This window comes from Xanthomonas fragariae (assembly GCF_017603965.1).
Lineage (GTDB): Bacteria > Pseudomonadota > Gammaproteobacteria > Xanthomonadales > Xanthomonadaceae > Xanthomonas > Xanthomonas fragariae_A.
Window position 1 is genome coordinate 121,473 of record NZ_CP071955.1, and the last position, 25,492, is coordinate 146,964.

The window sequence follows — 25,492 nt, forward strand, 5'->3', positions numbered from 1 at the left end:
CACCATGCATCGCGTTGAAACGAGCAAGCAGCGTTCTACAGAATTGGCAGAGTCGGTGAACCTTGCCGCCGTGCCGGCAGCGGCAACAAGCCCTTCTGTCGAGGGTTCGGCCAGGCAGTCCTCGCCACTGGAGGGGCTGTCTGCCAGGCCCACCAAACCTGTAAAGCCGCCCGTTGCCGGTTCGTCTGCTGCATTGCCTGGGCCATCACGCACGGCTTCATCGCGCGAGCCTGCCACGCAAACGCAGTTGATAGACCCGGTAGACATTCTGAAAATAGCGCTGAAAAAGACCAAAGTCTGGAACAAGGTGATCACTAGCGATGGCGAGCGGCGCAGTCAACAGGGGGCTGCACCACTGTTGTCCATGGAGCAGAGGGTCGAGCTCTCGCAGAACGCCATGAACTTTGCCCGTGAAGGGTTGCAGGCCGTCGTTGATTTGAAGTTACGGAACCGGCTGAGGTCAAAGGACGCAGTGGAGTATGAAGCTACGTTGTTTACGATTCTTGGAACGTCAGCTGCGACTGGTTACACAGCACGCAATGAACTGATACAAGAGCGGTTGCCGATATACCGCACTGATGTAGAGCGTCAGGATCCCGACGAATGGTACGGGTATCTGAGCGAACTCGAACAGTACCGGTCAGCAATGGATGAGTCGCTCAGACGCATGAAGAAGCCGGCTGCACCAGGAAACGCACTCGAAATTATTCACCGCACAATGACGCTGATCACGTTTAGTCACGGATGTTGCCATGAAACGATGCGGTCGATCCGATGTCTGCTTCTCCATATCTATCGCCTGAGGCTGGAGCATCAGGTCAAGGCCGGCGGCTTGCAGGAGGTCATGGCTCGATTGCACGAACTGGAAGAGGCCAGGAACTACCGCAGCGATACTGTGGCAGAGGCTTTTAGGATTCTGTCCTGCGTCTTGAGCGAGACGATATGCCCATCGGAAGCCAGCGCTGCGCTGACCCCGCAGATAGTGGCACAGCATAAGGACGTCCTTGAGGACTATGCAGAACGATTTGGGCGCGTCGGTCTGGGGTTATGCCTGGACGTCGCCGCTCTCATCAAGGGGGACGGCGACGATCACATCTGGCAATCGATGCTCCATCTGGCGCAGGTATTGACCGAGTATCGACAGTGTGTGCTCGACCTGATCCATTCCGTCGGTCACGGAAAGCGTGAGCTCGTCACACCGCCACCGGCAACGATCGAGGAGCCGCCGGTGTCGAGGGCGCGGACGAAATCGACGCGCAAGCATCGCAAGCCTGGCAATCGAGCGGCCGCAGAGTCCAGCCTCGTCCCTGCGGCCCCTGCAGTCCCGAACGATACACGTACGCTTGCGCAGCAGCAGGCGGACATTCTGTTGAAAAAGGTTCCGCTGGAACGCGCCATGGTGACCGAACTGGATGCGGACGTGATTCCGATCGCGAACAAGCTGGGGAAAGACACCAGTAGCGTTGACAAGATGATGCATGGCTCCGAGCAGGATGCGGTGATTGCCTTCACGTTTGTGCGGTCCTCGGTGCAGGAGTGGTTCGCAAAGGACCAGTTGCTACAAGCGAAAGCGAAACTGTCGCCGGGCGATGAGCGGATTGCTCAACTCAGCGAGCGGCTGGAACTGCTGGGCATGATCGAGCAGCGTGTGCAGATCCGCGAGGCAGATGCGCTGAAGAGCGACCCGCAGCCGCGCGCGCCGCATTTGTCGCGCTTGCTGGCGATGAATCAAGTCGCCCGCGTGACCTCGCCGACCCGGTTGCGGTCCGAGGACGACAGCGCAGATCGCGGCACCTTGTTCGAGATGCGTATCGAGCACGCGCCGTTGTCCAACGGCCAGCGCCCTGCGCCGTGGTTCGTGCACTTGCACACTGCCAAGCCGGTGACAGCCAATGCGCTGCCTTCGCTCGGCTACAAGGCGTTTACCGCCGTCCATCTCAAGACCGCGAAGGAGAAGAATCTGGGAAAGCGCTGGGAGACACTCATGCGAGCGCTCGGTCATACCGATGCGAAGGTACACCGATCCACGATCGATTCTGCGTTGCTCGCCAGTTTGTTTCACCTGCGCGGTGGTGGTGAATCCTCACCCGAGAAGTTTCCAAACCAGTAGCGGCGACTGCCTGAAAGCAGTGCTGTGAGCGCCCAGAGAAGGAAAAACCATCATGCATCGCGTTGAAACGAGCAAGCAGCGTTCTACAGAGTTGGCAGAGTCGGTGAACCCTGCCGCCGCGCCTGCAGATCCGGCAGCGGCAACAAGCCCTTCTGTCGAGGGTTCGGCCAGGCAGTCCTCGCCACTGGACGGGCTGTCTGCCAGGCCCACCAAACCTGTAAAGCCGCGAATTGCCGGTTCGTCTGCTGTATTGCCTGGGCCATCACGCACGGCTTCATCGCCCGCGTCTGACAAGCAACCGCAGTCGACGGTGCCGGCAGACATTCTGAAAACAGCGCTGCGCAGGGTCGAAGTCTGGAGAGCGGTGGCCTCTAGAGATGAGGCGCTGCGCAGTCAACAGGGGGGTGAACCACTGTTGTCCAGTGAGAAGAGGGTCGAGCTCTCGCATAGCGCCATGAGTTCTGCTCGCAAGGGGTTGCATGCCATCGGTGATTTGAAGTTGCAGAATCCGCTGACCTCTGACGCCTTAGTGGAGAACGAAGCTGCGTTGTGGACGATTCTCGGAGCGTCCGCTGCGAATGGTTACTCAGCATGTGAGGAGCTGATACGAGACAAGTGGACGCATCAGCTTGGCATCGCCGAGCCTACCGAGCCGATGCTCGGCCCCGTCGTTGTGCGGACGCCGTTGCACCACGCTGATTTGGAACGTCAGGATCCCAACGAATGGTACGGGTATCTGAGCGAACTCGAGCAGTACCGGTCAGCAATGGATGAGTCGCTCAGACGCATGAAGAAGCCGGAAGCGCACGGAAAAACAATCCAAAATATCCCCTCCATGATGGAGTTGATCAGAGCCACTCTAGGATTCTGCCATGAAACGATGCATACGACGCGAGGTATGCTCGTCGATATCCATCGCCTGCGGCTGGAGAGTCATGTCCAAGCCAGCGGCTCACAAGACGTCACGGCTCGATTGCACGAACTGTACGAAGCCAAGAACTACCGCAGCGATACTGTGGCAGAGGCTTTTACGGCTCTGGCCGAAGTTGTGATCGCGTCGATACGCCCATCGGAAGCCGGCGCTGCGCTGACCCCGCAGATAGTGGCACAGCATAAGGACGTTCTTGAGGACTATGCAGAACAATTTGGGCGGGTCGGTCTGGGGTTATGCCTGGACGTCGCCGCTCTCATCAAGGGGGACGGCGACGATCACATCTGGCAATCGATGCTCGATCTGGCGCAGGCATCGACCGAGTATCGACAGTGTGTGCTCGACCTGATCCATTCTGTCGGTCCCGGAAAGCGTGAGCTCGTCACACCGCCACCGGCAACGATCGAGGAGCCGCCGGTGTCGAGGGCGCGGACGAAATCGACGCGCAAGCATCGCAAGCCTGGCAATCGAGCGGCCGCAGAGTCCAGCCTCGTACCTGCGGCCCCTGCAGTCCCGAGCGATACACGTACGCTTGCGCAAAAACAGGCGGACATTCTGTTGGAAGCGGTTCCGCTGGAACGCGCCATGGTGACCGAACTGGATGCAGAGGTGATCCCGATCGCAAACAGGCTGGGGAAAGACACCAGTAGCGTTGACAAGATGATGCATGGCTCCAAGCAGGATGCGGTGATTGCCTTCACGTTTGTGCGGTCCTCGATCCAGGGATGGTTCGCAAAGGACCAGTTGCTACAAGCGAAAGCGAAACTGTCGCCGGGCGATGAGCGGATTGCTCAACTCACCGAGCGGCTGGAACTGCTGGGCATGATCGAGCAGCGTGTGCAGACCCGCGAGGCGGATGCGCTGAAGAGCGACCAGCAGCCGCGCGCGCCGCACCTGTCGCGCTTGCTGGCGATGAATCAAGTCGCCCGCGTGACCTCGCCGACCCGGTTGCGGTCCGAGGACGACAGCGCAGATCGCGGCACCTTGTTCGAGATGCGTATCGAGCACGCGCCCTTATCCAACGGCCAGCGCCCTGCGCCGTGGTTCGTGCACTTGCACACTGCCAAGCCGGTGACAGCCGATGCGCTGCCTTCGCTCGGCTACAAGGCGTTCACCGCCGTGCACCTCAAGACCGCGAAGGAGAAGAATCTGGGAAAGCGCTGGGAGACACTCATGCGAGCGCTCGGTCATACCGATGCCAAGGTACACCGATCCACGATCGATTCTGCGTTGCTCGCTAGTTTGTTTCACCTGCGCGGTGGTGGTGAATCCTCACCCGAGAAGTTCCCAAACCAGTAGCGGCGACTGCCTGAAAGCAGTGCTGTGAGTGCACATAATAAGGAAGAATTACCATGCATCGCGTCGGAAAAATCAAGCAGCGTTCTATAAAATTGGCTGAGTCGGAAAACCTCGCCGCCGCGCCGGCAGATCCCGCAACGGCAACAAGCACCTCTGTCGAGGGTTCGGCCAGGCAGTCCTCGCCACTGGAGGGGCTGTCTGCCAGGCCCCCCAAATCTGTAAGGCCGCCCGTTGTCGGTTCGTCTGCTGCATTGCCTGGGCCATCACGCACGGTTTCATCGCGCGAGCCTGCCACGCAAACGCGGCTGATAGACCCGGCAGACATTCTGAGAATAGCGATGGACAAGGCCCGCCTCTGGAACGACATGATTGCTAAAGATGAAGCGATGCGCAGTCAACCGGGAGCTGCACCGCTGTTGTCCAAGGAGCAGCGGATCAAGCTCTCGCAGAACGCCATGAAGTCTGCCCGCGAAGGGTTGCAGGCCATCGTTGATTTGAAGTTACGGAACCGGCTGAGGTCAAAGGACGCAGTGGAGCAGGAAGCTGAGATGTTTACGATTCTCGGAGCGTCCGCTGCGACTGCTTACGAAGTACGTAATCAACTGATAGAAAACAAGTGGGTGGATCAGCTTGGCGTCACCCAGCTCACCGAGCCGATGCTTGGCCCCGTCGTTGTGCGGGCGACGTTGCACCGCGCTGATTTGGAACGTCAGGATCCCGACGAATGGTACGGGTATCTGAGCGAACTCGAGCAGTACCGGTCAGCAATGAATGAGTCGCTCAGACGCATGAAAAATCCGGATTCACACGGAGAAAGATTCGAAAGTGCCTCTGCCATAATGAGATTGATCAGTGTCGATCATGCATTTTGCCATGAAACGATGCGATCGATCCGATGTCTGCTCGTCGATATCTATCGCCTGCGGCTGGCGCGTCAGGTCGAAGCCAGCGACTTGCAGTATGTCATGGCTCGATTGGATGAATTGAAAGAGGCTACTAACTATCTCGGCGATACTGCGGGAGAGGCTTTTGGAACGCTGGCCCGCGTCTTGAGCGAGACGATATGCCCATCGGAAGCCAGCGCTGCGCTGACCCCGCAGATAGTGGCACGGCATAAGGACGTCCTTGAGGACTATGCAGAACGATTTGGGCGCGTCGGTCTGGGGTTATGCCTGGACGTCGCCGCTCTCATCAAGGGGGACGGCGACGATCACATCTGGCAATCGATGCTCCATCTGGCGCAGGCATCGACCGAGTATCGACAGTGTGTGCTCGACCTGATCCATTCCGTCGGTCACGGAAAGCGTGAGCTCGTCACACCGCCACCGGCAACGATCGAGGAGCCGCCGGTGTCGAGGGCGCGGACGAAATCGACGCGCAAGCATCGCAAGCCTGGCAATCGAGCGGCCGCAGAGTCCAGCCTCGTCCCTGCGGCCCCTGCAGTCCCGAACGATACACGTACGCTTGCGCAGCAGCAGGCGGACATTCTGTTGAAAAAGGTTCCGCTGGAACGCGCCATGGTGACCGAACTGGATGCGGACGTGATTCCGATCGCGAACAAGCTGGGGAAAGACACCAGTAGCGTTGACAAGATGATGCATGGCTCCGAGCAGGATGCGGTGATTGCCTTCACGTTTGTGCGGTCCTCGGTGCAGGAGTGGTTCGCAAAGGACCAGTTGCTACAAGCGAAAGCGAAACTGTCGCCGGGCGATGAGCGGATTGCTCAACTCAGCGAGCGGCTGGAACTGCTGGGCATGATCGAGCAGCGTGTGCAGATCCGCGAGGCAGATGCGCTGAAGAGCGACCCGCAGCCGCGCGCGCCGCATTTGTCGCGCTTGCTGGCGATGAATCAAGTCGCCCGCGTGACCTCGCCGACCCGGTTGCGGTCCGAGGACGACAGCGCAGATCGCGGCACCTTGTTCGAGATGCGTATCGAGCACGCGCCGTTGTCCAACGGCCAGCGCCCTGCGCCGTGGTTCGTGCACTTGCACACTGCCAAGCCGGTGACAGCCAATGCGCTGCCTTCGCTCGGCTACAAGGCGTTTACCGCCGTCCATCTCAAGACCGCGAAGGAGAAGAATCTGGGAAAGCGCTGGGAGACGCTCATGCGAGCGCTCGGTCATACCGATGCGAAGGTACACCGATCCACGATCGATTCTGCGTTGCTCGCCAGTTTGTTTCACCTGCGCGGTGGTGGTGAATCCTCACCCGACAAGTTTCCAAACCAGTAATAGCGATTGCTGTGGAGCGACATCTTTCGTTCAAGACTGAATCTGCGGCTAAGAGCGGCTAACAAAACGTAGCGAGCAGTCGTCAGGTGGGTGCGGATGGCGTGCAAGAACCGCAGTGTACGCATGGTACATGCCGATTCCGAGCACCGACCGCGCCCGCCTGGCGGTGAGCGCAGTCGTTTTGTTAGCCGCTCTAAAGCGCGCGTGACACCCCACCAATACCAGCAGTATCAATGGGCGCATTGCAAGTGCTGTGAGCGCCCATAAAAGGAAGAATTACCATGCATCGCGTCGGAAGAATCAAGCAGCGTTCTACAGAGTTGGCAGAGTCGGTGAACCCTGCCGCCGCGCCTGCAGATCCGGCAGCGGCAACAAGCCCTTCTGTCGAGGGTTCGGCCAGGCAGTCCTCGCCACTGGAGGGGCTGTCTGCCAGGCCCACCAAACCTGTAAAGCCGCCCGTTGCCGGTTCGTCTGCTGCATTGCCTGGGCCATCACGCACGGTTTCATCGCGCGAGCCTGCCACGCAAACGCGGCTGATAGACCCGGCAGACATTCTGAGAATAGCGATGGACAAGGCCAACGTCTGGAACGACGTGGTTGCTAAAGATGACGAGCTGCACAGTCAACCGGGAGCTGCACCGCTGTTGTCCAAGGAGCAGCGGATCAAGATCTCGCAGAACGCCATGAAGTCTGCCCGCGAAGGGTTGCAGGCCATCGTTGATTTGAAGTTACGGAACCGGCTGAGGTCAAAGGACGCAGTGGAGCACGAAGCTGCGTTGTTTACGATTCTCGGAGCGTCCGCTGCGGCTGCTTACGAAGCACGTAATCAACTGATAGAAAACAAGTGGGTGGATCAGCTTGGCGTCACCCAGCTCACCGAGCCGATGCTCTGCCCCGTCGTTGTGCGGGCGCCGTTGCACCGCGCTGATTTGGAACGTCAGGATCCCGACGAATGGTACGGGTATCTGAGCGAACTCGAGCAGTACCGGTCAGCAATGAATGAGTCGCTCAGACGCATGAAAAAGCCGGATTCACACGGAGAAAGACTCAAAAATACCTCCGTCATAATGAGATTGATCAGTGCCGATCACGCATTCTGCCATGAAACGATGCGGTCGATCCGATGTCTGCTCGTCGATATCTATCGCCTGCGGCTGGCGCGTCAGGTCGAAGCCAGCGACTTGCACGATGTCATGGTCATGGCTCGATTGGATGAACTGGAAGAGGCCAGGGACTACCTCGGCGATACTGTGGGAGAGGCTTTTGGAACGCTGGCCCGCGTCGTGACCGAGCCCATACGCCCATCGGAAGCCGGCGCTGCGCTGACCCCGCAGATAGTGGCACGGCATAAGGACGTCCTTGAAGACTATGCAGAACAATTTGGGCGCGTCGGTCTGGGGTTATGCCTGGACGTCGCCGGTCTTATCAAGGGTGACGGCGACGATCACATCTGGCAATCGATGCTCGATCTGGCGCAGGCATCGACCGAGTATCGACAGTGTGTGCTCGACCTGATCCGTTCCGTCGGTCCCGGAAAGCGTGAGCTCGTCACACCGCCATCGGCAACGATCGAGGAGCCGCCGGTGTCGAGGGTGCGGACGAAATCGACGCGCAAGCATCGCAAGCCTGGCAATCGAGCGGCCGCAGAGTCCAGCCTCGTCCCTGCGGCCCCTGCAGTCCCGAACGATACACGTACGCTTGCGCAGCAGCAGGCGGACATTCTGTTGAAAAAGGTTCCGCTGGAACGCGCCATGGTGACCGAACTGGATGCGGACGTGATTCCGATCGCGAACAAGCTGGGGAAAGACACCAGTAGCGTTGACAAGATGATGCATGGCTCCAAGCAGGATGCGGTGATTGCCTTCACGTTTGTGCGGTCCTCGGTGCAGGAGTGGTTCGCAAAGGACCAGTTGCTACAAGCGAAAGCGAAACTGTCGCCGGGCGATGAGCGGATTGCTCAACTCAGCGAGCGGCTGGAACTGCTGGGCATGATCGAGCAGCGTGTGCAGATCCGCGAGGCAGATGCGCTGAAGAGCGACCCGCAGCCGCGCGCGCCGCATTTGTCGCGCTTGCTGGCGATGAATCAAGTCGCCCGCGTGACCTCGCCGACCCGGTTGCGGTCCGAGGACGACAGCGCAGATCGCGGCACCTTGTTCGAGATGCGTATCGAGCACGCGCCGTTGTCCAACGGCCAGCGCCCTGCGCCGTGGTTCGTGCACTTGCACACTGCCAAGCCGGTGACAGCCAATGCGCTGCCTTCGCTCGGCTACAAGGCGTTTACCGCCGTCCATCTCAAGACCGCGAAGGAGAAGAATCTGGGAAAGCGCTGGGAGACGCTCATGCGAGCGCTCGGTCATACCGATGCGAAGGTACACCGATCCACGATCGATTCTGCGTTGCTCGCCAGTTTGTTTCACCTGCGCGGTGGTGGTGAATCCTCACCCGAGAAGTTTCCAAACCAGGAATAGCGATTGCTGTGGAGCGACATCTTTCGTTCAATATTGGATCTGCGGCTAAAAGCGCGCGTGACATCCCACCAGTGCGAGCAGTTCGGTAGGTATCGAATATTAGCAATGCCGCGAAATTTTTTTAAATTAAAATCAGAGTATGAAATTTTCTATTTATGTTTATTGCGTATTTTCATGAGTGCCTGGCTAGCGCGGCACGACTTCGGATCCAGCAGCGTCCATTCGCGTATCTTTCGTAATTGTGAATTTTATCCTGATTTACTGCGTTTCCAATTCATGTTGATGAGGGATGGCAATGGGAAACACCTGCGCACGCGGCATCAGCAGTTCCCAGGCGCGCATGAGCTATGACGCGCAAGTGCAGAAGAAGCCTGTCCAGCAGGCGCCCGCGACACCCGGAGCGAATCAGTCGCCACTGGATGGGTTGGCTCCTCGCCCGCACCGCGGGGCTGGGCCGTCACGGCCAATGAGGCCAGTAGAGAAATGGGACAAGGACATTCGGCAGAGTGTCCGCGATATGGCGCACGATTTTTTTCAGTCGAATAGCCCCATCTTCGATAAGTTGGACATGAGAATCAAAAAAGATGTAATTCAGATGCTGAAGCAGATGCTTGGCCGTGTCGGTGGGGAGCTAAAACACGGTGGCCGCGACGACTTTATGGAGCGAATAAAGCAGATTCAGCAGCGGATTGATAAGCAGAGCGGCAATGCTCCAGCGCTGAACCCTGCCGCCCACATCGAAACCGCAGATAACCTTTTCGAGCTTGAGCAGATGCAGCAACTGATGTGCAGAATCGAACTCGCGCTCGAGGAGGCAAAGGCAGGCGATCCAAGTCCTATGGAGTTAGTGCCGTGTCCTACTTTGAATAGGGGCTTGGTAAATGCTGCTTCGGACATGGCGTCCCTTTTCAAGACCCGCGTCGACGAGACCGGTGCCAGTCCGCTGACACAAGAAGTTGAGACACGTATACAAAATCTTCTTGGAAATATTCTCAAAGGAGAGTCCGTGCCAAGGGGGGTTGCGAACGCTGTTGCAGAGTTGAACAACGACCCTAAGGTATTGCTCGGTAAGCTGCTGGCGCTGGTCGAGCGATTCCCGGATTTAGGAAAGCTCCGAACAACTCCTCCATGAGCCTTCGATCAACAACCGAGGCAATCGCCGCTGTGCGTAAGCGGCTTGGTTTCCAGCATGGGCGGTTGTCGCGTGTGCGCACAGTTCCAGGTTCATTCAGTTCCAGGCTCATTCGGCACCTCGTGCGTTGTTCAGAGGTTTTCTGGCACGATATAACTTCGGATTTAGCAGCGTTCATTCGCGCATCCTTCGTAATTGTGAATTTTATCCTGATTTACTGCGTTTCCAATGGATATTGATGAGGAATGGCAATGGGAAACATCTGCGCAGGCGGTATCAACAGCTCCCACGCGCGCTCAACCTATGACGAGTACGTACACACGACGCCTGATCGCCGCCAGGCGCAATCGGCACCCATGGCGGGCCAGTCGCCACTGCATGGGCTGCCTCCTCGCACGCCGGGCCGGGCCGGGCCGTCGGAGCCACCGGCGGCGCTAGAAAAATGGGACAAGAAAATTCGGTCGCGTGTCACTGGGTTGGCACACGATTTGTTTGAATATACCGGCTGCAGGATCGATACTTTAAACCCGAATTACCAACAATCAATAATTAAGCAGCTAGAGGATATGCTTGCTCGTGTCAGCGGGGAAAACATAATCGGTGGCGACGACTTTAACGAACAAGTGGAGTTGTTAAAGAAGAAGATCGGAGATAAACCAGCGCAGTCCTCTGTCAGTCTGGTCGAGACCGAGCAAGACAGCGATACGCTTAAGAAGATGAAGGGACTCGTGGGCAGGATCGACGTCGCGTTGATGGGGGCCAAAAACGGCGGCGAGGATGGTCTTATGGATATGGTGGCCTGTCCTACCGCTTCCAGGAGTGCGCTAGCGATTGCTTCGAACATGGTGGGCGGCTACGAGACCGGCATCATTGCCCCGAAAGACGAGGAAATGCTGCGGGTACAAAATCTTCTCAAATCCATCGAAAAAGGACAGCTAGGACCGCTTGTTCGAAAGGGTGTCGCGATCGCTGTTCGCGAGTCAAAAGACAACCCAAGTGTATTGCACACCAAACTGCTGGCGCTGGTTCGTCAATACCCGAATTTTAAGGAGTAGAGGGCCGTGCAGAATTACCGGTGAGCCATCGGCTCACTCCACCGGCGCCTTTACCTGATCCGATTGGTGCACCAGCGATCCCCCTGGCGGGCGGGCAGCCGCCCTCCCGCCCTGCATCGGGCGACAGATTCTGCTGCCTCGCCCATGAGGGCGACCGGCGGAGGGCTGCACGTCATACACAGCCGCTTAACAAGCATTTCCATAAGCCACGCACTGCCACATCGACGCCTGCCACAGCCGCGCTTGTTTGATTTTCGTCAATTGGACGGACACATGAAATTCGCAACGAAGGTGTTTGACTGTAACAAGTCAAGAATCGTTGCGGAGTACGCATGAGTGCAGTCACAGTGGGAAAGGTCGGCCAGGCATTGAACCGGCAAAGGTCGATCTGGACGGGAATGGGACTGGTGCGTGGTGAGCGCGCGCTTGCGGATCTGCGAGGTGGTCTGTGCCGCATTGTTTCCATCGTCACGGCGCGTGTTCGCGCTGTCGTCAGCTGAGGGGGCGTCATGCGGATCTGTGTTCTCAATGAAGTGACGCCTTCGCCTATCGGGCTGGATCAGCGCTGTGTGGCCGCGCGCGAGGCGGGCTGCGATTACGTGGTGATGGCCGCGCCGTTCGAGCGCGATGCGGACGGTCGATTGATCGAGCCGTCTGCGGGTGCGGACGCGCAAGGTGAGCGTCTGCGTGAAGCGGTGCAGGCGGTGCATCGGGCCGGAGTCAAGCTGCTGATCGATGTGCGTCTGGACGAAGTGGGTGGCGCCAGCGCGGTAGTGCGCGATAACCCGCAGTGGTTCCGCGCGCGTAGCACGGCGGTACCGGACCCACGGCAGCCGCGTGCGACGCCGGAAATCGCCGAGGCACGCTTCACCTATGCGCAGGAAGGTGCGGCGTTGGTAGCGTGGTGGGCTGCGCGCTTGCTGGACTGGGCTGGGCAGGGCGTGGGTGGTTTTCGTCTGTTGCAGCCGCAGCAGGTGCCGGTGCAACGCTGGCGCGAGCTGATCGCGCACGTGCATGCGCAGGCGCCTGAGGTGGTGTTTGCGGCGTGGACGCCGGGCCTGGGTCTGGAAGCCTTGCGGCAGTTGGCCGGTGCCGGTTTCGATGCGGCGTTTTCCTCACTCGCGTGGTGGGACGGCCGCAGTAGCTGGTTCTTCGACGAAGACACCGCGCTGCGGGCGCTGGCCTCGCACGTGGTTGCGGTACTGCACGCGCCCGACGGCAAGCGCGCAGCAATGCCCGAGCAGCAATGGCAATTGGCGCGCGCCTTGGGCGGCGCCTGGCTGCTGGACGATGCGCATCTGGATGCGGTGCCAGTGTCTATCCGCGCAACCGATGGCTTGCCGACCAGCAACGCGGGCATGCGGCTGCGTCCGCTGCTGAGCGAGGTCACCGGGTTTACCGCGGTGGCAGTCGAGCCGCTCGGCGGGCTGCCGTCGTTGTTGTTGATCAATGGCGACGCCAACCATGTGGTGCCGGTACCTGCATCGGATCTATTGCGTTTGCTTGGCGATGCGGAAGGTCTGGTGGGCGAAGACGGCCGTACCTTGTCCGGTGCGACGCTAGAGGCGTTGGAGCCGGGCGAAGTGCGCGTGTATCGCAGCGTGCCGGCACGCCATGTGTTGGCGGTGCCGCGCATGCGCCAGCGTGCACAGACCGCTGCCGCATGGCCACGTGTGTGCATCGAATCGGTGACGCCGTCGGTAGACAACGGCCGTTTCCCGGTCAAGCGTGCGGTGGGCGACCGTCTCTGTGTCGAGGCCGACGCGTTTTGTGACGGGCATGATCGCATTGCGGTGGCGGTGCTTTGGCGTCCGGCCGACGCCAAGACCTGGGCCAGCGCGCCGATGCGTGCATTGGGCAACGACCGTTGGCGCGCGGAGTTCCCGCTGGAGCGTATCGGCACCTATGAATTCCGTGTGGAGGCCTGGCGCGATGTGTTTGCCACCTTGCATGCCGATCTGGAAAAGAAGCGAGCGGCCAACACGGTGTTGCCGGTCGATGTGCAGGAAGCGGTGGCTGTGGTGCAGGCCGCACATGCACGCAGCGACGGCGCCTTGGCCAAGCGCTTGCAAGCCATCCTCACCCGTATCGGTGCGCAGAGCGAGCCGTTGCAGCAGCTGGCCATCGTGCTGGAGCCGGACACCGCGCAGGCGATGGCGCTGGCCGACGACAAACCGTTCCGCTCCGAGACCCCGGTGACGTTCCGGGTGGAGTCCGAGCGTCGCGCGGCACACTTTGCCAGTTGGTATGAGTTGTTCCCGCGTTCGCAAAGTGGCGATCCGCAGCGCCACGGCACTTTTGACGATGTGATCGGGCGCTTGGCGCATATCCGCGCGATGCACTTCGACGTGCTGTACATGCCACCGATCCACCCGATCGGTGCGAAGAACCGCAAGGGTCGCAACAACTCGGTCACCGCGATCGACGGCGAGCCAGGCAGCCCGTATGCGATCGGTGCGACCGATGGCGGACATACCGAAGTGCACGCCGAGCTCGGCGGGCTGGACGGTTTCCGCCGGCTGATCCAGGCTGCGCGCGCGCATGGCTTGGAAGTGGCGTTGGATTTGGCGATCCAATGCGCTCCGGATCACCCGTGGTTGCGCGATCACAAGGACTGGTTCACCTGGCGCGCGGATGGGTCGATTCCGTATGCGGAGAACCCGCCGAAGAAATACCAGGACATCGTCAACGTCGACTTCTACGCCAGCGGCGCGGTGCCGGACTTGTGGAACACGCTGCGCGATGCGGTGCTGTTCTGGGTCAACGAAGGCGTCAGGCTATTCCGTGTGGACAACCCGCACACCAAGCCGTTCCCGTTCTGGGAGTGGTTGATTGCCGAAATCCGCGGGCGTCGGCCGGACGTGGTGTTCCTGTCCGAAGCCTTTACCCGGCCAAAGATGATGTACCGCCTGGCCAAGTGCGGCTTTTCGCAGTCCTACACCTACTTCACCTGGCGCAACCACAAGCACGAGCTGCAAGAGTATGTGGAAGAGGTGAATGCAGGCGTGCCGCGCGAATGTTTCCGCCCGCATTTCTTCGTCAACACGCCGGACATCAATCCGCTGTTTCTGCAGACCAGCGGGCGCAATGGGCATCTGATCCGCGCCGCGCTGGCCACGACGTTGTCCGGCTTGTGGGGCATGTATCAAGGCTTCGAACTCTGCGAAGCCACACCGCTGGCGCCGGGCAAGGAAGAGTACCTGGACTCGGAAAAATTCCAGCTGCGTGCCTGGCCCGAACGTGCGCCGGGCGACATCGTCGATGAGATCACCCGCTTCAATCAGCTGCGTCGCATGCATCCGGAGTTGCAGTCGCACCTGGGCACGCGGTTCTATCAGGCGCATCACGATCAGGTGCTGTACTTCGGCAAGTTCCTGGATGCCGGCTACCTGTCGCGCAGCCGCAGCATGGTGTTGGTAGCGATCAATCTGGACCCCGATGCCGGCCAGGATGCCGATATCGAAATCCCGCTATGGGAACTGGGCCTGCCCGATCACGCCACCGTGGCGGTGGACGATCTATGGGACGGCCATCGGTTCGAATGGCAGGGCAAATACCAACACATCCGTCTAGAGGCAACGCGACCGTTCGCGTTATGGCGTATCCGCGCAGGAGAGGTTGCATGAAGGCAGTGGCATCGTTACAGGCCGATGCGGAGCAATCCGCCGTGGTTGCTGATCAGCTTTGGTACAAGGACGCGATCATTTATCAGGTGCACGTCAAGTCGTTCTTCGACTCCAATGACGATGGCATCGGCGATTTTCCGGGTCTGATTTCCAAGCTGGATTACATTGCCGAACTCGGCGTGGACACCATCTGGTTGTTGCCGTTCTACCCCAGCCCGCGCCGCGACGATGGGTACGACATCGCCGAATACATGGCGGTGCATCCGGACTACGGCAGCATCGCCGACTTCGAGCAGCTGGTCGCGCAGGCGCATGCGCGCGGCATCCGCATCGTCACCGAGTTGGTGATCAACCACACCTCCGATCAGCACCCGTGGTTTCAGCGTGCACGCAACGCGCCGGCCGGCTCGCCGGAGCGGGACTTCTACGTGTGGTCGGATACCGATCAGGAATACGAAGGCACGCGGATCATTTTCTGCGATACCGAAAAGTCCAACTGGACCTGGGATCCGGTCGCCGGGCAATACTTCTGGCACCGTTTCTATTCGCATCAGCCAGACCTCAACTTCGACAACCCCGCAGTGCTGGAAGCGGTACTGGAAGTGATGCGCTTCTGGCTGGATCGCGGCGTGGATGGTCTACGTCTGGATGCGGTGCCGTACCTGATCGAACGCTCGGGCACCTCCAACGAGAACCTGCCGGAAACCCACGCGATTCTGCGCAAGATTCGCACCACGCTGGATGCCGAATATCCTGACCGCATGTTGCTGGCCGAAGCCAATATGTGGCCGGAAGACACCCAGCAGTACTTCGGCCAGAACGCTGACGAATGCCATATGGCGTTTCATTTCCCGTTGATGCCGCGCATGTACATGGCGATCGCGCGCGAAGACCGTTTTCCGATCACCGACATCATGCGCCAGACCCCGGAGATTCCGGAGAGCTGCCAGTGGGCGATCTTCCTGCGCAACCACGATGAATTGACGCTGGAAATGGTCACCGATTCGGAGCGCGATTATCTGTGGCAGACCTATGCTTCCGATCGTCGCGCGCGTATTAACCTGGGCATTCGTCGTCGTCTCGCACCATTGTTGGAACGCGACCGCCGCCGTATCGAATTGATGACGTCCCTGTTGCTGACCATGCCCGGTACGCCGGTGCTGTATTACGGCGATGAGATCGGCATGGGCGACAACATCCATCTGGGCGACCGCGACGGTGTGCGCACACCCATGCAGTGGTCGATCGACCGCAACGGCGGGTTCTCGCGCGCCGACCCGGCGCAGTTGGTGTTGCCGCCGGTCATGGACCCGTTGTACGGCTTCCAGGCGGTGAATGTGGAAGCGCAGATCCGCGACCAGCATTCGCTGCTGACCTGGACCCGCCGCGTGCTCAGCGTGCGCAAGCGCTACCAGGCGTTCGGCCGCGGTACCTTGCGCTTCTTGTATCCGGGCAACCGCCGCATGTTGGCGTATCTGCGCTCGCATCAGGACGAAACGGTGCTGTGCGTGGCCAACCTGTCGCACACGCTGCAGGCGGTGGAGCTGGACCTTTCCGAGTTCGAAGGCCGCGTGCCGGTGGACATCATCGGCGGCGGCAGCTTCCCGCCGGTCGGGCGCTTGACCTATCTGCTCACGGTGCCGCCGTTCGGCTTTTACGCATTCCAGCTGGTCAGCGAAGGCACGCTGCCGGATTGGCATGTGCCCACCCCTGTGCCATTGCCGGATTACCACACGTTGGTGCTGCGCAGCGATACCGACGAAAGCAACGCCCTGCTGCCGCATCTGCCCACGCTGGAAGCCGAGATCCTGCCGGCCTGGTTGTCGGCACGCCGCTGGTTCTCGGCCAAGGATCGGGTGCTGAAGAACGTGCGTATTTCGCGCCGCACCCCGCTGCCGGGCGATGAGCCGATGAGCTTGCTGGAACTGGAAGTGGAGTTGGAAGACGGCCACCAAGAGAGTTACATGTTGCCGGTCGGCATCGTGTGGGAGCGCGACCAGCCAAGCACCTTGGCCGAACAGCTGGCCCTGGCGCGCGTGCGTCAAGGGCGCGAGGTGGGTTATCTCACCGATGCGTTCGCACTCAAGACGATGGTGCGCGGGGTGATCGATGCGCTGCGCGAAAACGCCACGCTGGATTTCCGCGATGGCGACGATGCCTCGCAACAAGGGCAGGTGCGTTTCGAAGCGACCGCTGCATTGGCCACGCTGGATATTCCGCAAGATCCGGATATCCGTTGGTTGTCTGCCGAACAGAGCAACAGCTCGCTGGTGGTCGCCGACAAGGCGGTGTTCAAGTTGCTGCGGCATGTGGCTAATGGGGCCAATCCGGAGATCGAAATCGGCCGTCGCCTCACCGAAATGGGTTATGCCAACGCCGCGCCGTTGCTGGGTAGCGTCAGCCGTATTGACGGGCAGGGCACGGTCACCACCATCGCGTTGTTGCAGGGCTTTATCCGCAATCAGGGCGATGCCTGGCGCTGGACGTTGGACCATCTGGCACGCAGTTTCGACGAGTACGTCACGGCACAAACCGACGAGTCGCGCGCTGAAGCCATCGCCGGTTACGACGTGTTTGCCGCTGTGGTGGGCAAGCGCTTGGCCGAGTTGCATGCGGCGTTGTCGCGCGACACCGACGATGCCGACTTCGCACCTCAGCGTATCGATCTGCCAACCGCCAACGATGTGGTGGCCGGCGTCGCGCGTCAGGTCGAAGACATCTGGGACACGGTCAATGCACGTCTGGCGAGCAGCGACGATGCGATCGAGCGCGACGCATTGGAAGCGGTGCTGGACGAACGCCCGCAATTGGAGGCGCTGCTGGCCAAGGCACCGAGCGTGCTGGCCGATTCGCTGCTGACGCGCGTGCATGGCGATTTCCACCTTGGGCAGATTCTAGTGGCGTTCGACGATGTCATCTTGATCGACTTCGAAGGCGAGCCGGCTAAGCCGCTGGCCGTGCGTCGCGCCAAGGCAAGCCCGCTGCGCGATGTGGCCGGCTTCCTGCGCTCGCTCGATTACGCCAGCGAAGTGTCGGCACGTGGCGAAGAAGGTACCGCCGCCCGTGCAGGCGTGGGCGTGGACACGCATCTGGACCAATTCCTGGTGGAGTTCCGTCGCCGCTCCACCGACGCCTTCCTGGACGCTTACCGTGCCGTGCTCGATGCCAGCGCCCATCCGTGGATTGCGCCGGCAGCGTTCAACGCAGCCACCTTGCTGTTCCTGGTGGAAAAGGCCTGCTACGAAGTGCGTTATGAAGCTGCCAACCGCCCCAGCTGGTTAATGGTGCCGATCGAAGGCTTGCGACGCATCCTGCAAGGCGTACGCGCTGGTGCAGGAGACACATGATGAGTGGAGCAATGACTGCGGTGACCAATCGATGGGATCCCGGCGTCACACGCGCCCTAGCCGAGGCACGCCATGGCGATGCCTTCGCCGTGCTGGGCGCGCACCCGACCGACGCGGGGCGTGTGTTGCGCACCTACCAACCAGGCGCCAACCACGTTAGTGCGGTGCTCGACGATGGGCAGCTCATCGCATTGGAAGCAGGTCCGGAGCCGGGCCTGTTCGCCGGTGATTTGCCGGCGCAGGGCGGCTATCGGCTGCGTATCGGATGGCCCGGTGGCGAGCAGGAAACCGCAGACCCGTACGCCTTCGGGCCGCAGCTCAGCGACTTCGATCTGCATCTGATCAGCGAAGGCCATCATCTGCAATTGGCCGATGCGCTCGGTGCCAACGCGATTGAAGTCGATGGCGTGCGCGGCACGCGCTTCGCCGTGTGGGCGCCGAACGCTACGCGCGTGGCGGTGGTGGGCGACTTCAACAGTTGGGATGCGCGTCGCCACCCGATGCGGCTGCGTCACCAGTCCGGCGTGTGGGAATTGTTCATTCCCGACGTTGGCCCCGGTGCGCATTACAAGTACCAGCTACGCGGCCCGCACGGCAACGAGTTGCCGGCCAAGGCCGACCCGGTGGCGCGCCGTGCCGAGCTGGCGCCAGGCACCGCCTCGATCGTGGCCGACCCCACGCCGCATCAGTGGAGCGATGACGGCTGGATGGCCACGCGCGCGCGCCGACAGGCGCACGACGCACCGATGAGCATCTACGAAATCCATGCCGGGTCCTGGTTGCGCGAAGAAGGCGTGGATCTGGATTGGGATGGCCTGGCGGATCGCCTGATTCCGTACGTGGCCGATATGGGCTTCACCCATGTCGAGCTGATGCCGGTGACCGAGCATCCATTCGGTGGCTCATGGGGCTATCAACCGCTGGGCCTGTTCGCACCGACCGCGCGCTTCGGCTCGCCCGATGGCCTGGCCCGCTTTGTCGATCGCTGCCACCGCGAAGGCATCGGCGTGATCGTCGATTGGGTGCCTGCACATTTTCCTACCGACGCACATGGGCTGGCGCATTTCGACGGTACCTCTCTTTACGAGCATGCGGACCCACGCGAAGGCTTCCATCGCGACTGGAATACGCTGATCTATAACCACGGGCGCCGTGAGGTCTCCGGGTTTTTGATTGCCAGCGCGCTGGAATTTCTGCAGCGTTTCCACGTCGATGGTCTGCGCGTGGATGCGGTGGCGTCGATGTTGTATCGCGATTACAGCCGCAATGCCGGCGAGTGGGTGCCCAATATCCATGGCGGACGCGAAAACTACGAAACCATCGCGTTTCTGCGAAGGCTCAATGAGGTGGTGCGCGAGCACACCCCGGGCGCAGTGATGATTGCCGAAGAATCTACCGCATTTCCCGGAGTGACGGCCGATGTTGCGCACGGCGGCTTGGGGTTCCATTACAAGTGGAACATGGGCTGGATGCACGACACCTTGCATTACGCCGCGCTGGATCCGCTCTACCGCCGCTATCACCACGGCGAGCTGACTTTCAGCATGGTCTACGCGTATTCGGAGCGCTTTGTACTGCCGATCTCGCACGATGAAGTGGTGCACGGCAAGGGCTCGTTGTTCGGTCGTATGTCGGGCGACGATTGGCAGCGCTTCGCCAATCTGCGTGCGTATCTGGGCTTCATGTTTACCCACCCCGGGCGCAAGTTGCTGTTCATGGGCTGCGAGTTCGGCCAGCCCACCGAATGGAACCACGATGGCGGCATTCCGTGGCATCTGCTCGACGACCCTCGCCACCGCGGTGTGCAGACCCTGGTGCGCGATTTGAACCGGCTGTATGTCCAATACCCCGCGCTGCATGTATACGACGACGATCCGGCCGGATTCGCATGGGTGGTCGGTGATGATGCTGCCAACAGCGTGGTCGCGTTCCTGCGCAAGGGCAAACGCGGCGATGCACCGATGCTGGTGGTGATCAACTTCACCCCGATCGTGCAGCACGGTTATCGCATCGGTGCGCCACACAGCGGCAAGTGGCGCGAAGTGTTCAACAGCGACGCCGCCATCTATGGCGGGTCGAATCTTGGCAATGGTGGCATCGTTACTGCACAACAGCAGTCCATGCATGGTCATGCACAGTCGCTCCCACTGTTGTTGCCCCCGCTAGGTGTCATTGTGCTGACCCCGCACGGCTGATATATCGCTCCATCGCCGCGCTATTGGCCCGGCGATGGAGCGTGAGTGGTTCGCCAGTGAGAGTGCGTCGTGGCGTTCGACATTCGGCCGCGATGCACGTCGGGGAGATCGAGCGACAACACATGAGTCTGAAAGCGATGCGTGCGATGATTTCCTGTGCACGTTCGCAATCCATGCGCTGACCTTATCTGCACGACTGCCGGGCCATCCTGATGCATCACGTCGTTGCAGGCAATTCCACATGAATACACGTCGTCAATTTCTCTGTGCTGCCGCTGCCGGCACCGCCGCATTGGCCGCTGCGCCGTTGATGGCGCAGTCTTCTGCGCCTGGCAGCGTGATGCCCACACGCGGCAAAACCGCTGCCATCGCATTGCCGGCCAATCCCGTCACCAGGAGCGGGCGCTACCGCCCGACGAGTCGTCTGGGTTTTGGCGGTGTAGCGATCGGCAACGCGTTTGCACCGACCAGCGATGCGCAGAGTGAGCAGACCTTGGCGGCGGTGTGGGAATCGGGCGTGCGCTACTTCGACACCTCGCCATGGTATGGGCTGGGATTGTCCGAGCGGCGCACCGGCCACCATCTGCATCGCCACGCGCCGGACGACTACGTGTTGTCGACCAAGGTCGGGCGCCTGCTCACCGCAACCGACAAGCCGCCGAAGACGATGTGGCAGCAGCCATCGCCATTCGATTATCGCTACGACTACAGTGCTTCGGGTGTGCGTCGTTCGATCGAAGACAGCCTGCAACGCCTGGGCGTATCGCAGATCGATATCGCCTACATCCATGACCTGTCGCCGGAAAACGAAAAAGACCTCGGCACGCCGTGGGAACAGCGCTTTGCCGAAGCGGTGAAAGGTGCGATGCCGGAGTTGACCAAGATGCGCAAGGAAGGGCTGATCAAGGCCTGGGGCTTCGGCGTCAATCGCCCGGAGCCTGCCTTGCGCGCAATTGAAGAAGCCGACCCGGATATCTTCCTGCTGGCTTGCCAGTACTCGCTGCTCGACCATGCACAAGCGCTGCACGACACCTTCCCGAAGATCGCCAAGCACGGCGCTTCTGTCGTGGTCGGCGCGCCGTTATTGGCGGGCTATCTGGCCGGTCGCGATCGCTATCTCTACGACGACACCGTGCCGGAATGGGCGCCAGCCAAGCGACAAAAAGCGCTGGCCATCTGCGACCGCCATGGCGTGGATTTGCGCACGGTGTCGCTGCAATTTGCCGCCGCCCCGCACGTGGTGTCTGCAGTGATTCCAGGCGCCCGCACTGCCGAGCAGGCGCACGCAAACGCAGCCTCGATGCGTGTGGCGATTCCGGCAGCCGTTTGGGAAGAGCTCAAGCGCGAGCACGTCATTGAAGCGGATGCGCCGGTGCCTGTTTTAAGCTGATGCCTCATGCGTGGTGATCCGGAGAGGAGGGGCGGTCAGCAGACCAATGCGGTCAAAACGTACCGCGTTGAATAAACGGTGCTTGCTGATAGAGCTTGCGCTCGCCACCGCGCGGATCGTGTTCGAGCCGGCTCGGTGTATCGAACAGCAGCGTTTCGCGGCGTTGCAACGAATATTGCTGCCAGCGCGGTAGGCCGCGGTGGTTCGGGTCGCCGTTGCGCGCGAAGGCGATCAGCGTCTGGCTCATCTGCTCGGCCATGCGTTGGGCATCGGCGCCGTTGCCGGTGCGCGAACCGGGTTGCGCGATGGTGTCGAACACCAGCGGAATATCCAGCGTGTGGAAGGCGCCGAACTTGCCGCCATCCAGCGGCGAGCCCCAATCCAGTTGATAGGCCCAGGTGGGTGCGCCCTGGCGTGCGCGTGCTTCGGCTTCTTCGACCGCACCACGCCACGAGCGGCCTGCGGTGGTCGCCGCGAAAAACACATCAGAGGGCGAATACTGCGGATACAGCCGGCGGTATTCGGCGATGACTACCTGCGGCAACAGGTCGACGTATTGCTGGGTTTCCAGTTTGGCCGGCAGCTCGTCCCAGCTCAACGCAAAGTTCCTCGCATCGTTGCCGAGAAACGCGCGCGTTTCATCGCGGGTATTGCCGATCACCATTGGAATCTTGGCTGATTGCAGCGGCGCAGTGGGCCAGAACGGATGCACCGGCACATTGCGCGCATCCAGCACCGGGCCGAAGTACAGCGCGCTGTTTTCCACCCGCGAGGGGTCGCGCACCTGCGCGGCGGCCAGTAATTGCGCAATCGGCATCGAGCGAATGCGCGCCAGTTCGCCAGGCGAAAGTTTCAGCGCATCCAGCAACATCTGCGCACGTTGCGTGGCCGCACGCGGTCCCGCAACGGTGACCTGTTGCCCGCTCATGGTCCAGGCGCGATGGAACAGCCCGCGCGCGGCCGGCATCGCCATCAGCGTTGCGATCTTGGCGCCGCCACCGGATTGACCGAACACGGTGACATTGCCGGCATCGCCGCCGAATTCGGCCGCATGCCGGCGCACCCATTGCAGCGCCTGGATCAGGTCCAGTTGCCCGGCATTGCCGGAGTCGGCAAAGCGCGCATCGCCGAGCTGCGCCAGCGACAAGTAGCCGAAAAGAGTGAGCCGATGATTGACGGTGATCACCACCACGTCGCCGCGCTTGCACAGGCGCACGCCGTCGTAAAGCGGGTCGCTGCCGGAGCCGGTGGTGTAGCCGCCGCCATGGATATAGAACAGGATCGGCCGCCTGCCGCCATCGCGCAGGCCCGGTGTCCACACGTTGAGGAACAGGCAGTCCTCGCTGGTGGGCTCGCTGGCTTTGAGCTGCGGCGCCGCCGCACCGAAATGGCTGGCATCGCGCGCCTCGGGCCACGGCGTTTCCAGCACTGCCGCCTGGAAGCGGCGCGCGGCGGTGTCGCCGCCGTACGGGATGCCCTTGAACACGCAGATACCTTGGTCGCGATAACCGCGCAACGCGCCGCTGCGGACCTGTGCCAGTGGTGCAACGTCGTCGCGTGGCGGCGGCGCTGCGGCCGCGCCAGTGAAGCCGGGCAGGGCTGCCGCAGCGCTGGCAAGCAGACCGCCGCACAACAGTGTGCGGCGCCGCGCGTCGGGCATGGACGGTGCGGTCATTGCGCAGTGTCCTGTGCGGCTGTGGACACCTGCGCCTTGGCGACATGTGCGATCCACGCCTGCGCCAGCTGCGGCCACGCGGCCACGGTCAGGCCGGTGGTGCTGGCAGTCCCGAAGCCATGGCCACCCTGCGGGAACACGTGCAGCTCGCTCGGCACCCCGGCGTGCAGCAGCGCGTCATGCATCAGCAAGCTGTTGCGTACCGACACCACCGTGTCGTCCTGCGCATGCAGCAGGAAGGTCGGCGGCGTGCGTGCGTCCACGTGCAAGTGCGGCGAATACGCACGCAGCTGGGCAGCGCTGGGCGTGGTGCCGAGCAGGCGTTGGCGCGAGCCCATATGCGCGTTGGCGCTGTCCATGTCGATGACCGGATAGATCAGCAACTCGAAATCCGGCCGCGCGCTCAGCGCATCGGCCGCGTCCACCTTCGGGTACACCTGCGCGGCGTAGTGCGTGCCCAGGCTGGCCGCGACATGGCCGCCAGCCGAGAAGCCTATCACCCCGACCCGCTGCGCATCGATGCCGTAGCGTGCGGCGTTGGCGCGGATCAGCCGCAGCGCGCGTTGCGCGTCGGCCAGCGGCACATCGGCGCCGTTGGGGTGGCCTTCGCCTGGTAGTCGATAGCGCAGCACGAATACCGTGATCCCTGCTTGGTCGACGAAGCTTGGTACCAGCGCGCTGCCTTCGTTGTCCAGCACGATGCGCTGGTAGCCGCCGCCTGGAGTGACCAGCAAGGCAGTGCCATTGGGCCGCTTGGGGCGGTAGACCACCAGGTAGGGCGTGCTGATCTGCTGGATGTAGCGGTCGGGCAGGGCGGGGTCGCTGCCGCGCTGAACGATGCGCTGCGGCTGCGGCAGGGTCTTGTCCCCCGGTGCCACGGCCTTGGGCCACAGCTCGATCCGGCTGGCCTGTTCGGCGGCGGTGTCGGCGCTGGGCACCTCGGCAGCCAGCACTGGCCCGGCCAGTAGCGACCCCGCCACCACCAGCGTCATGCACCGACGCACGGCGCTCGAAAACGCGGCAAAACCGCGCCTCTGGCTTTTCTGTTCCATGCACTCCTCCCAGGGTCGCTTTGCTTTGACAGGCACAATGCCGCACTGCATATTGCTAATGACACCGGTTTACCATATACAACACACCGTGCCATTGTCGATTGGCAGTGCAACACAAACACCTATCGGGGAGACACCCTTGAGCAACGACGCCGCCACCTCAGCATCGTCCGCATCCTCGCTGTCGCAGATCGCTCAGCGCTTTGTGGAGGCACGCCGTGCAGGGGCATCGCTGCCTGATTTTCCCGGGCAAATTCCCGACGATCTGGTCGCTGCCTATCAGGTGCAGGACATTGCCATCAGCCAGTGGGACGATCAGGTGGTCGGCTGGAAGGTGGGCTATATTGCCGCCGGGCGCCGCGACGCGTCAGGCGACGAGCGTCTGCTCGGTCCGATCTTCTTGCACAAGCTCTGGAATGCTACCGGTGGAACAACGCAGTTTCCGATCTACGAGGGCGGCTTCAGCGCGGTCGAGGCCGAGTACGTGTTGCGTCTGGGCGCAGACGCGCCGGCCGAGCAGGCCCATTTCACCCAGGATGAGGCGGCGCTGTTGCCGGCCACGCTGTTCATTGGCGTGGAAATCGCCAGCAGCCCGTTGGCCATCATCAACACGCTGGGCCCGCGCGTGGTGATTTCCGACTTCGGCAACAACAATGGCCTGATTCTTGGGCCGGAAGTGACCGATTGGCTGGGGCGTGAGGCGTCCTCGCTGACCGCCCAGACGCTGATCGACGACCAGATCGTCGGCACCGGTGGGGCCACCACGTTGCCGGGCGGATTGCGTGCGGCCTACGCATTTGCGCTCAGTCGTTCGGCTCAGCGCGGACGTCCGCTCAAGCGCGGCGATCTCATCGCCACGGGCAATGCCACCGGTATCCATGACATCCAAGTGGGACAGCGTGCCCTGATTCGCTTCGCTGGCATCGGCGACATTTCCTGTACGGCTGTGTCTGCCAAATCATGGCGGACACAGTGACCAGC

Annotated in this window: 13 protein-coding genes and 1 other RNA gene; 11 read left to right on the forward strand and 3 right to left on the reverse strand. The window is 61.3% G+C overall.

What is annotated here, in order from left to right; translation table 11 throughout:
• The first annotated feature begins 4 nt into the window (after positions 1 to 4).
• The 3 genes from xopP (J5I97_RS00580) to xopP (J5I97_RS00590) are packed head-to-tail and all read left to right on the forward strand — an operon-like array spanning position 5 to position 6,571.
• Complete coding sequence (xopP, locus tag J5I97_RS00580) at positions 5 to 2,110, forward strand: type III secretion system effector XopP (RefSeq protein WP_238135596.1); 2,106 nt, start codon at positions 5 to 7, stop codon at positions 2,108 to 2,110.
• A gap of 52 nt (positions 2,111 to 2,162) precedes the next feature.
• Positions 2,163 to 4,340 (forward strand): type III secretion system effector XopP, encoded by a 2,178-nt coding sequence (gene xopP, locus J5I97_RS00585; RefSeq protein WP_238135597.1) that lies wholly within the window; start codon positions 2,163 to 2,165, stop codon positions 4,338 to 4,340.
• Positions 4,341 to 4,393: 53 nt separating this feature from the next.
• Positions 4,394 to 6,571, forward strand: a complete 2,178-nt coding sequence (xopP, locus tag J5I97_RS00590) for a type III secretion system effector XopP (protein ID WP_279631221.1) — start codon at positions 4,394 to 4,396, stop codon at positions 6,569 to 6,571.
• A 56-nt stretch (positions 6,572 to 6,627) separates the two neighbouring features.
• On the opposite strand, the gene J5I97_RS00595 is transcribed toward xopP (J5I97_RS00590), so the two are convergent.
• A non-coding RNA gene (locus J5I97_RS00595) (sX9 sRNA) lies at positions 6,628 to 6,703 on the reverse strand.
• Positions 6,704 to 6,852: 149 nt separating this feature from the next.
• On the opposite strand from J5I97_RS00595, the gene xopP (J5I97_RS00600) reads away from it, so the two are divergent.
• From xopP (J5I97_RS00600) to J5I97_RS00630, 7 genes are all read left to right on the forward strand, one after another.
• Positions 6,853 to 9,039 (forward strand): type III secretion system effector XopP, encoded by a 2,187-nt coding sequence (gene xopP, locus J5I97_RS00600; protein WP_279631222.1) that lies wholly within the window; start codon positions 6,853 to 6,855, stop codon positions 9,037 to 9,039.
• A gap of 295 nt (positions 9,040 to 9,334) precedes the next feature.
• Positions 9,335 to 10,171, forward strand: a complete 837-nt coding sequence (locus J5I97_RS00605) for a hypothetical protein (protein WP_208588357.1) — start codon at positions 9,335 to 9,337, stop codon at positions 10,169 to 10,171.
• A 251-nt stretch (positions 10,172 to 10,422) separates the two neighbouring features.
• The gene (locus J5I97_RS00610) at positions 10,423 to 11,226 is read left to right on the forward strand and encodes a hypothetical protein (protein ID WP_208588358.1); all 804 of its coding nucleotides are present in this window, start codon (positions 10,423 to 10,425) and stop codon (positions 11,224 to 11,226) included.
• A gap of 509 nt (positions 11,227 to 11,735) precedes the next feature.
• Positions 11,736 to 14,852, forward strand: coding sequence for a maltotransferase domain-containing protein (locus J5I97_RS00615; protein WP_208588359.1), 3,117 nt, complete (start codon positions 11,736 to 11,738; stop codon positions 14,850 to 14,852).
• A complete protein-coding gene (gene treS / locus J5I97_RS00620; protein WP_208588360.1) occupies positions 14,849 to 18,199 on the forward strand; it encodes a maltose alpha-D-glucosyltransferase in 3,351 nt (1,116 codons plus the stop codon). Before J5I97_RS00615 ends, treS begins: the two co-directional genes overlap by 4 nt.
• Positions 18,200 to 18,210: 11 nt before the next feature.
• A complete protein-coding gene (glgB, locus tag J5I97_RS00625) occupies positions 18,211 to 20,394 on the forward strand; it encodes a 1,4-alpha-glucan branching protein GlgB (protein ID WP_238135709.1) in 2,184 nt (727 codons plus the stop codon).
• A 241-nt stretch (positions 20,395 to 20,635) separates the two neighbouring features.
• A complete protein-coding gene (locus tag J5I97_RS00630) occupies positions 20,636 to 21,784 on the forward strand; it encodes an aldo/keto reductase (RefSeq protein ID WP_208588362.1) in 1,149 nt (382 codons plus the stop codon).
• Between the two features lie 52 nt (positions 21,785 to 21,836).
• Here the strand turns inward: J5I97_RS00630 and J5I97_RS00635 are convergent, their stop codons facing one another.
• Positions 21,837 to 23,459: a carboxylesterase/lipase family protein gene (locus tag J5I97_RS00635; protein WP_208588364.1), complete on the reverse strand. Its 1,623-nt coding sequence runs from the start codon at positions 23,457 to 23,459 to the stop codon at positions 21,837 to 21,839.
• Positions 23,456 to 24,511, reverse strand: a complete 1,056-nt coding sequence (locus tag J5I97_RS00640) for an alpha/beta hydrolase (RefSeq protein WP_208588365.1) — start codon at positions 24,509 to 24,511, stop codon at positions 23,456 to 23,458. The genes J5I97_RS00635 and J5I97_RS00640 overlap by 4 nt, the downstream gene beginning before the upstream one ends.
• A gap of 139 nt (positions 24,512 to 24,650) precedes the next feature.
• Here J5I97_RS00640 and J5I97_RS00645 point away from each other — a divergent pair, with 139 nt between their 5' ends.
• On the forward strand, positions 24,651 to 25,487 hold the full coding sequence (locus tag J5I97_RS00645) for a 2-keto-4-pentenoate hydratase (RefSeq protein WP_208588366.1): 837 nt from the start codon (positions 24,651 to 24,653) through the stop codon (positions 25,485 to 25,487).
• The last annotated feature ends 5 nt before the right edge of the window (positions 25,488 to 25,492 follow it).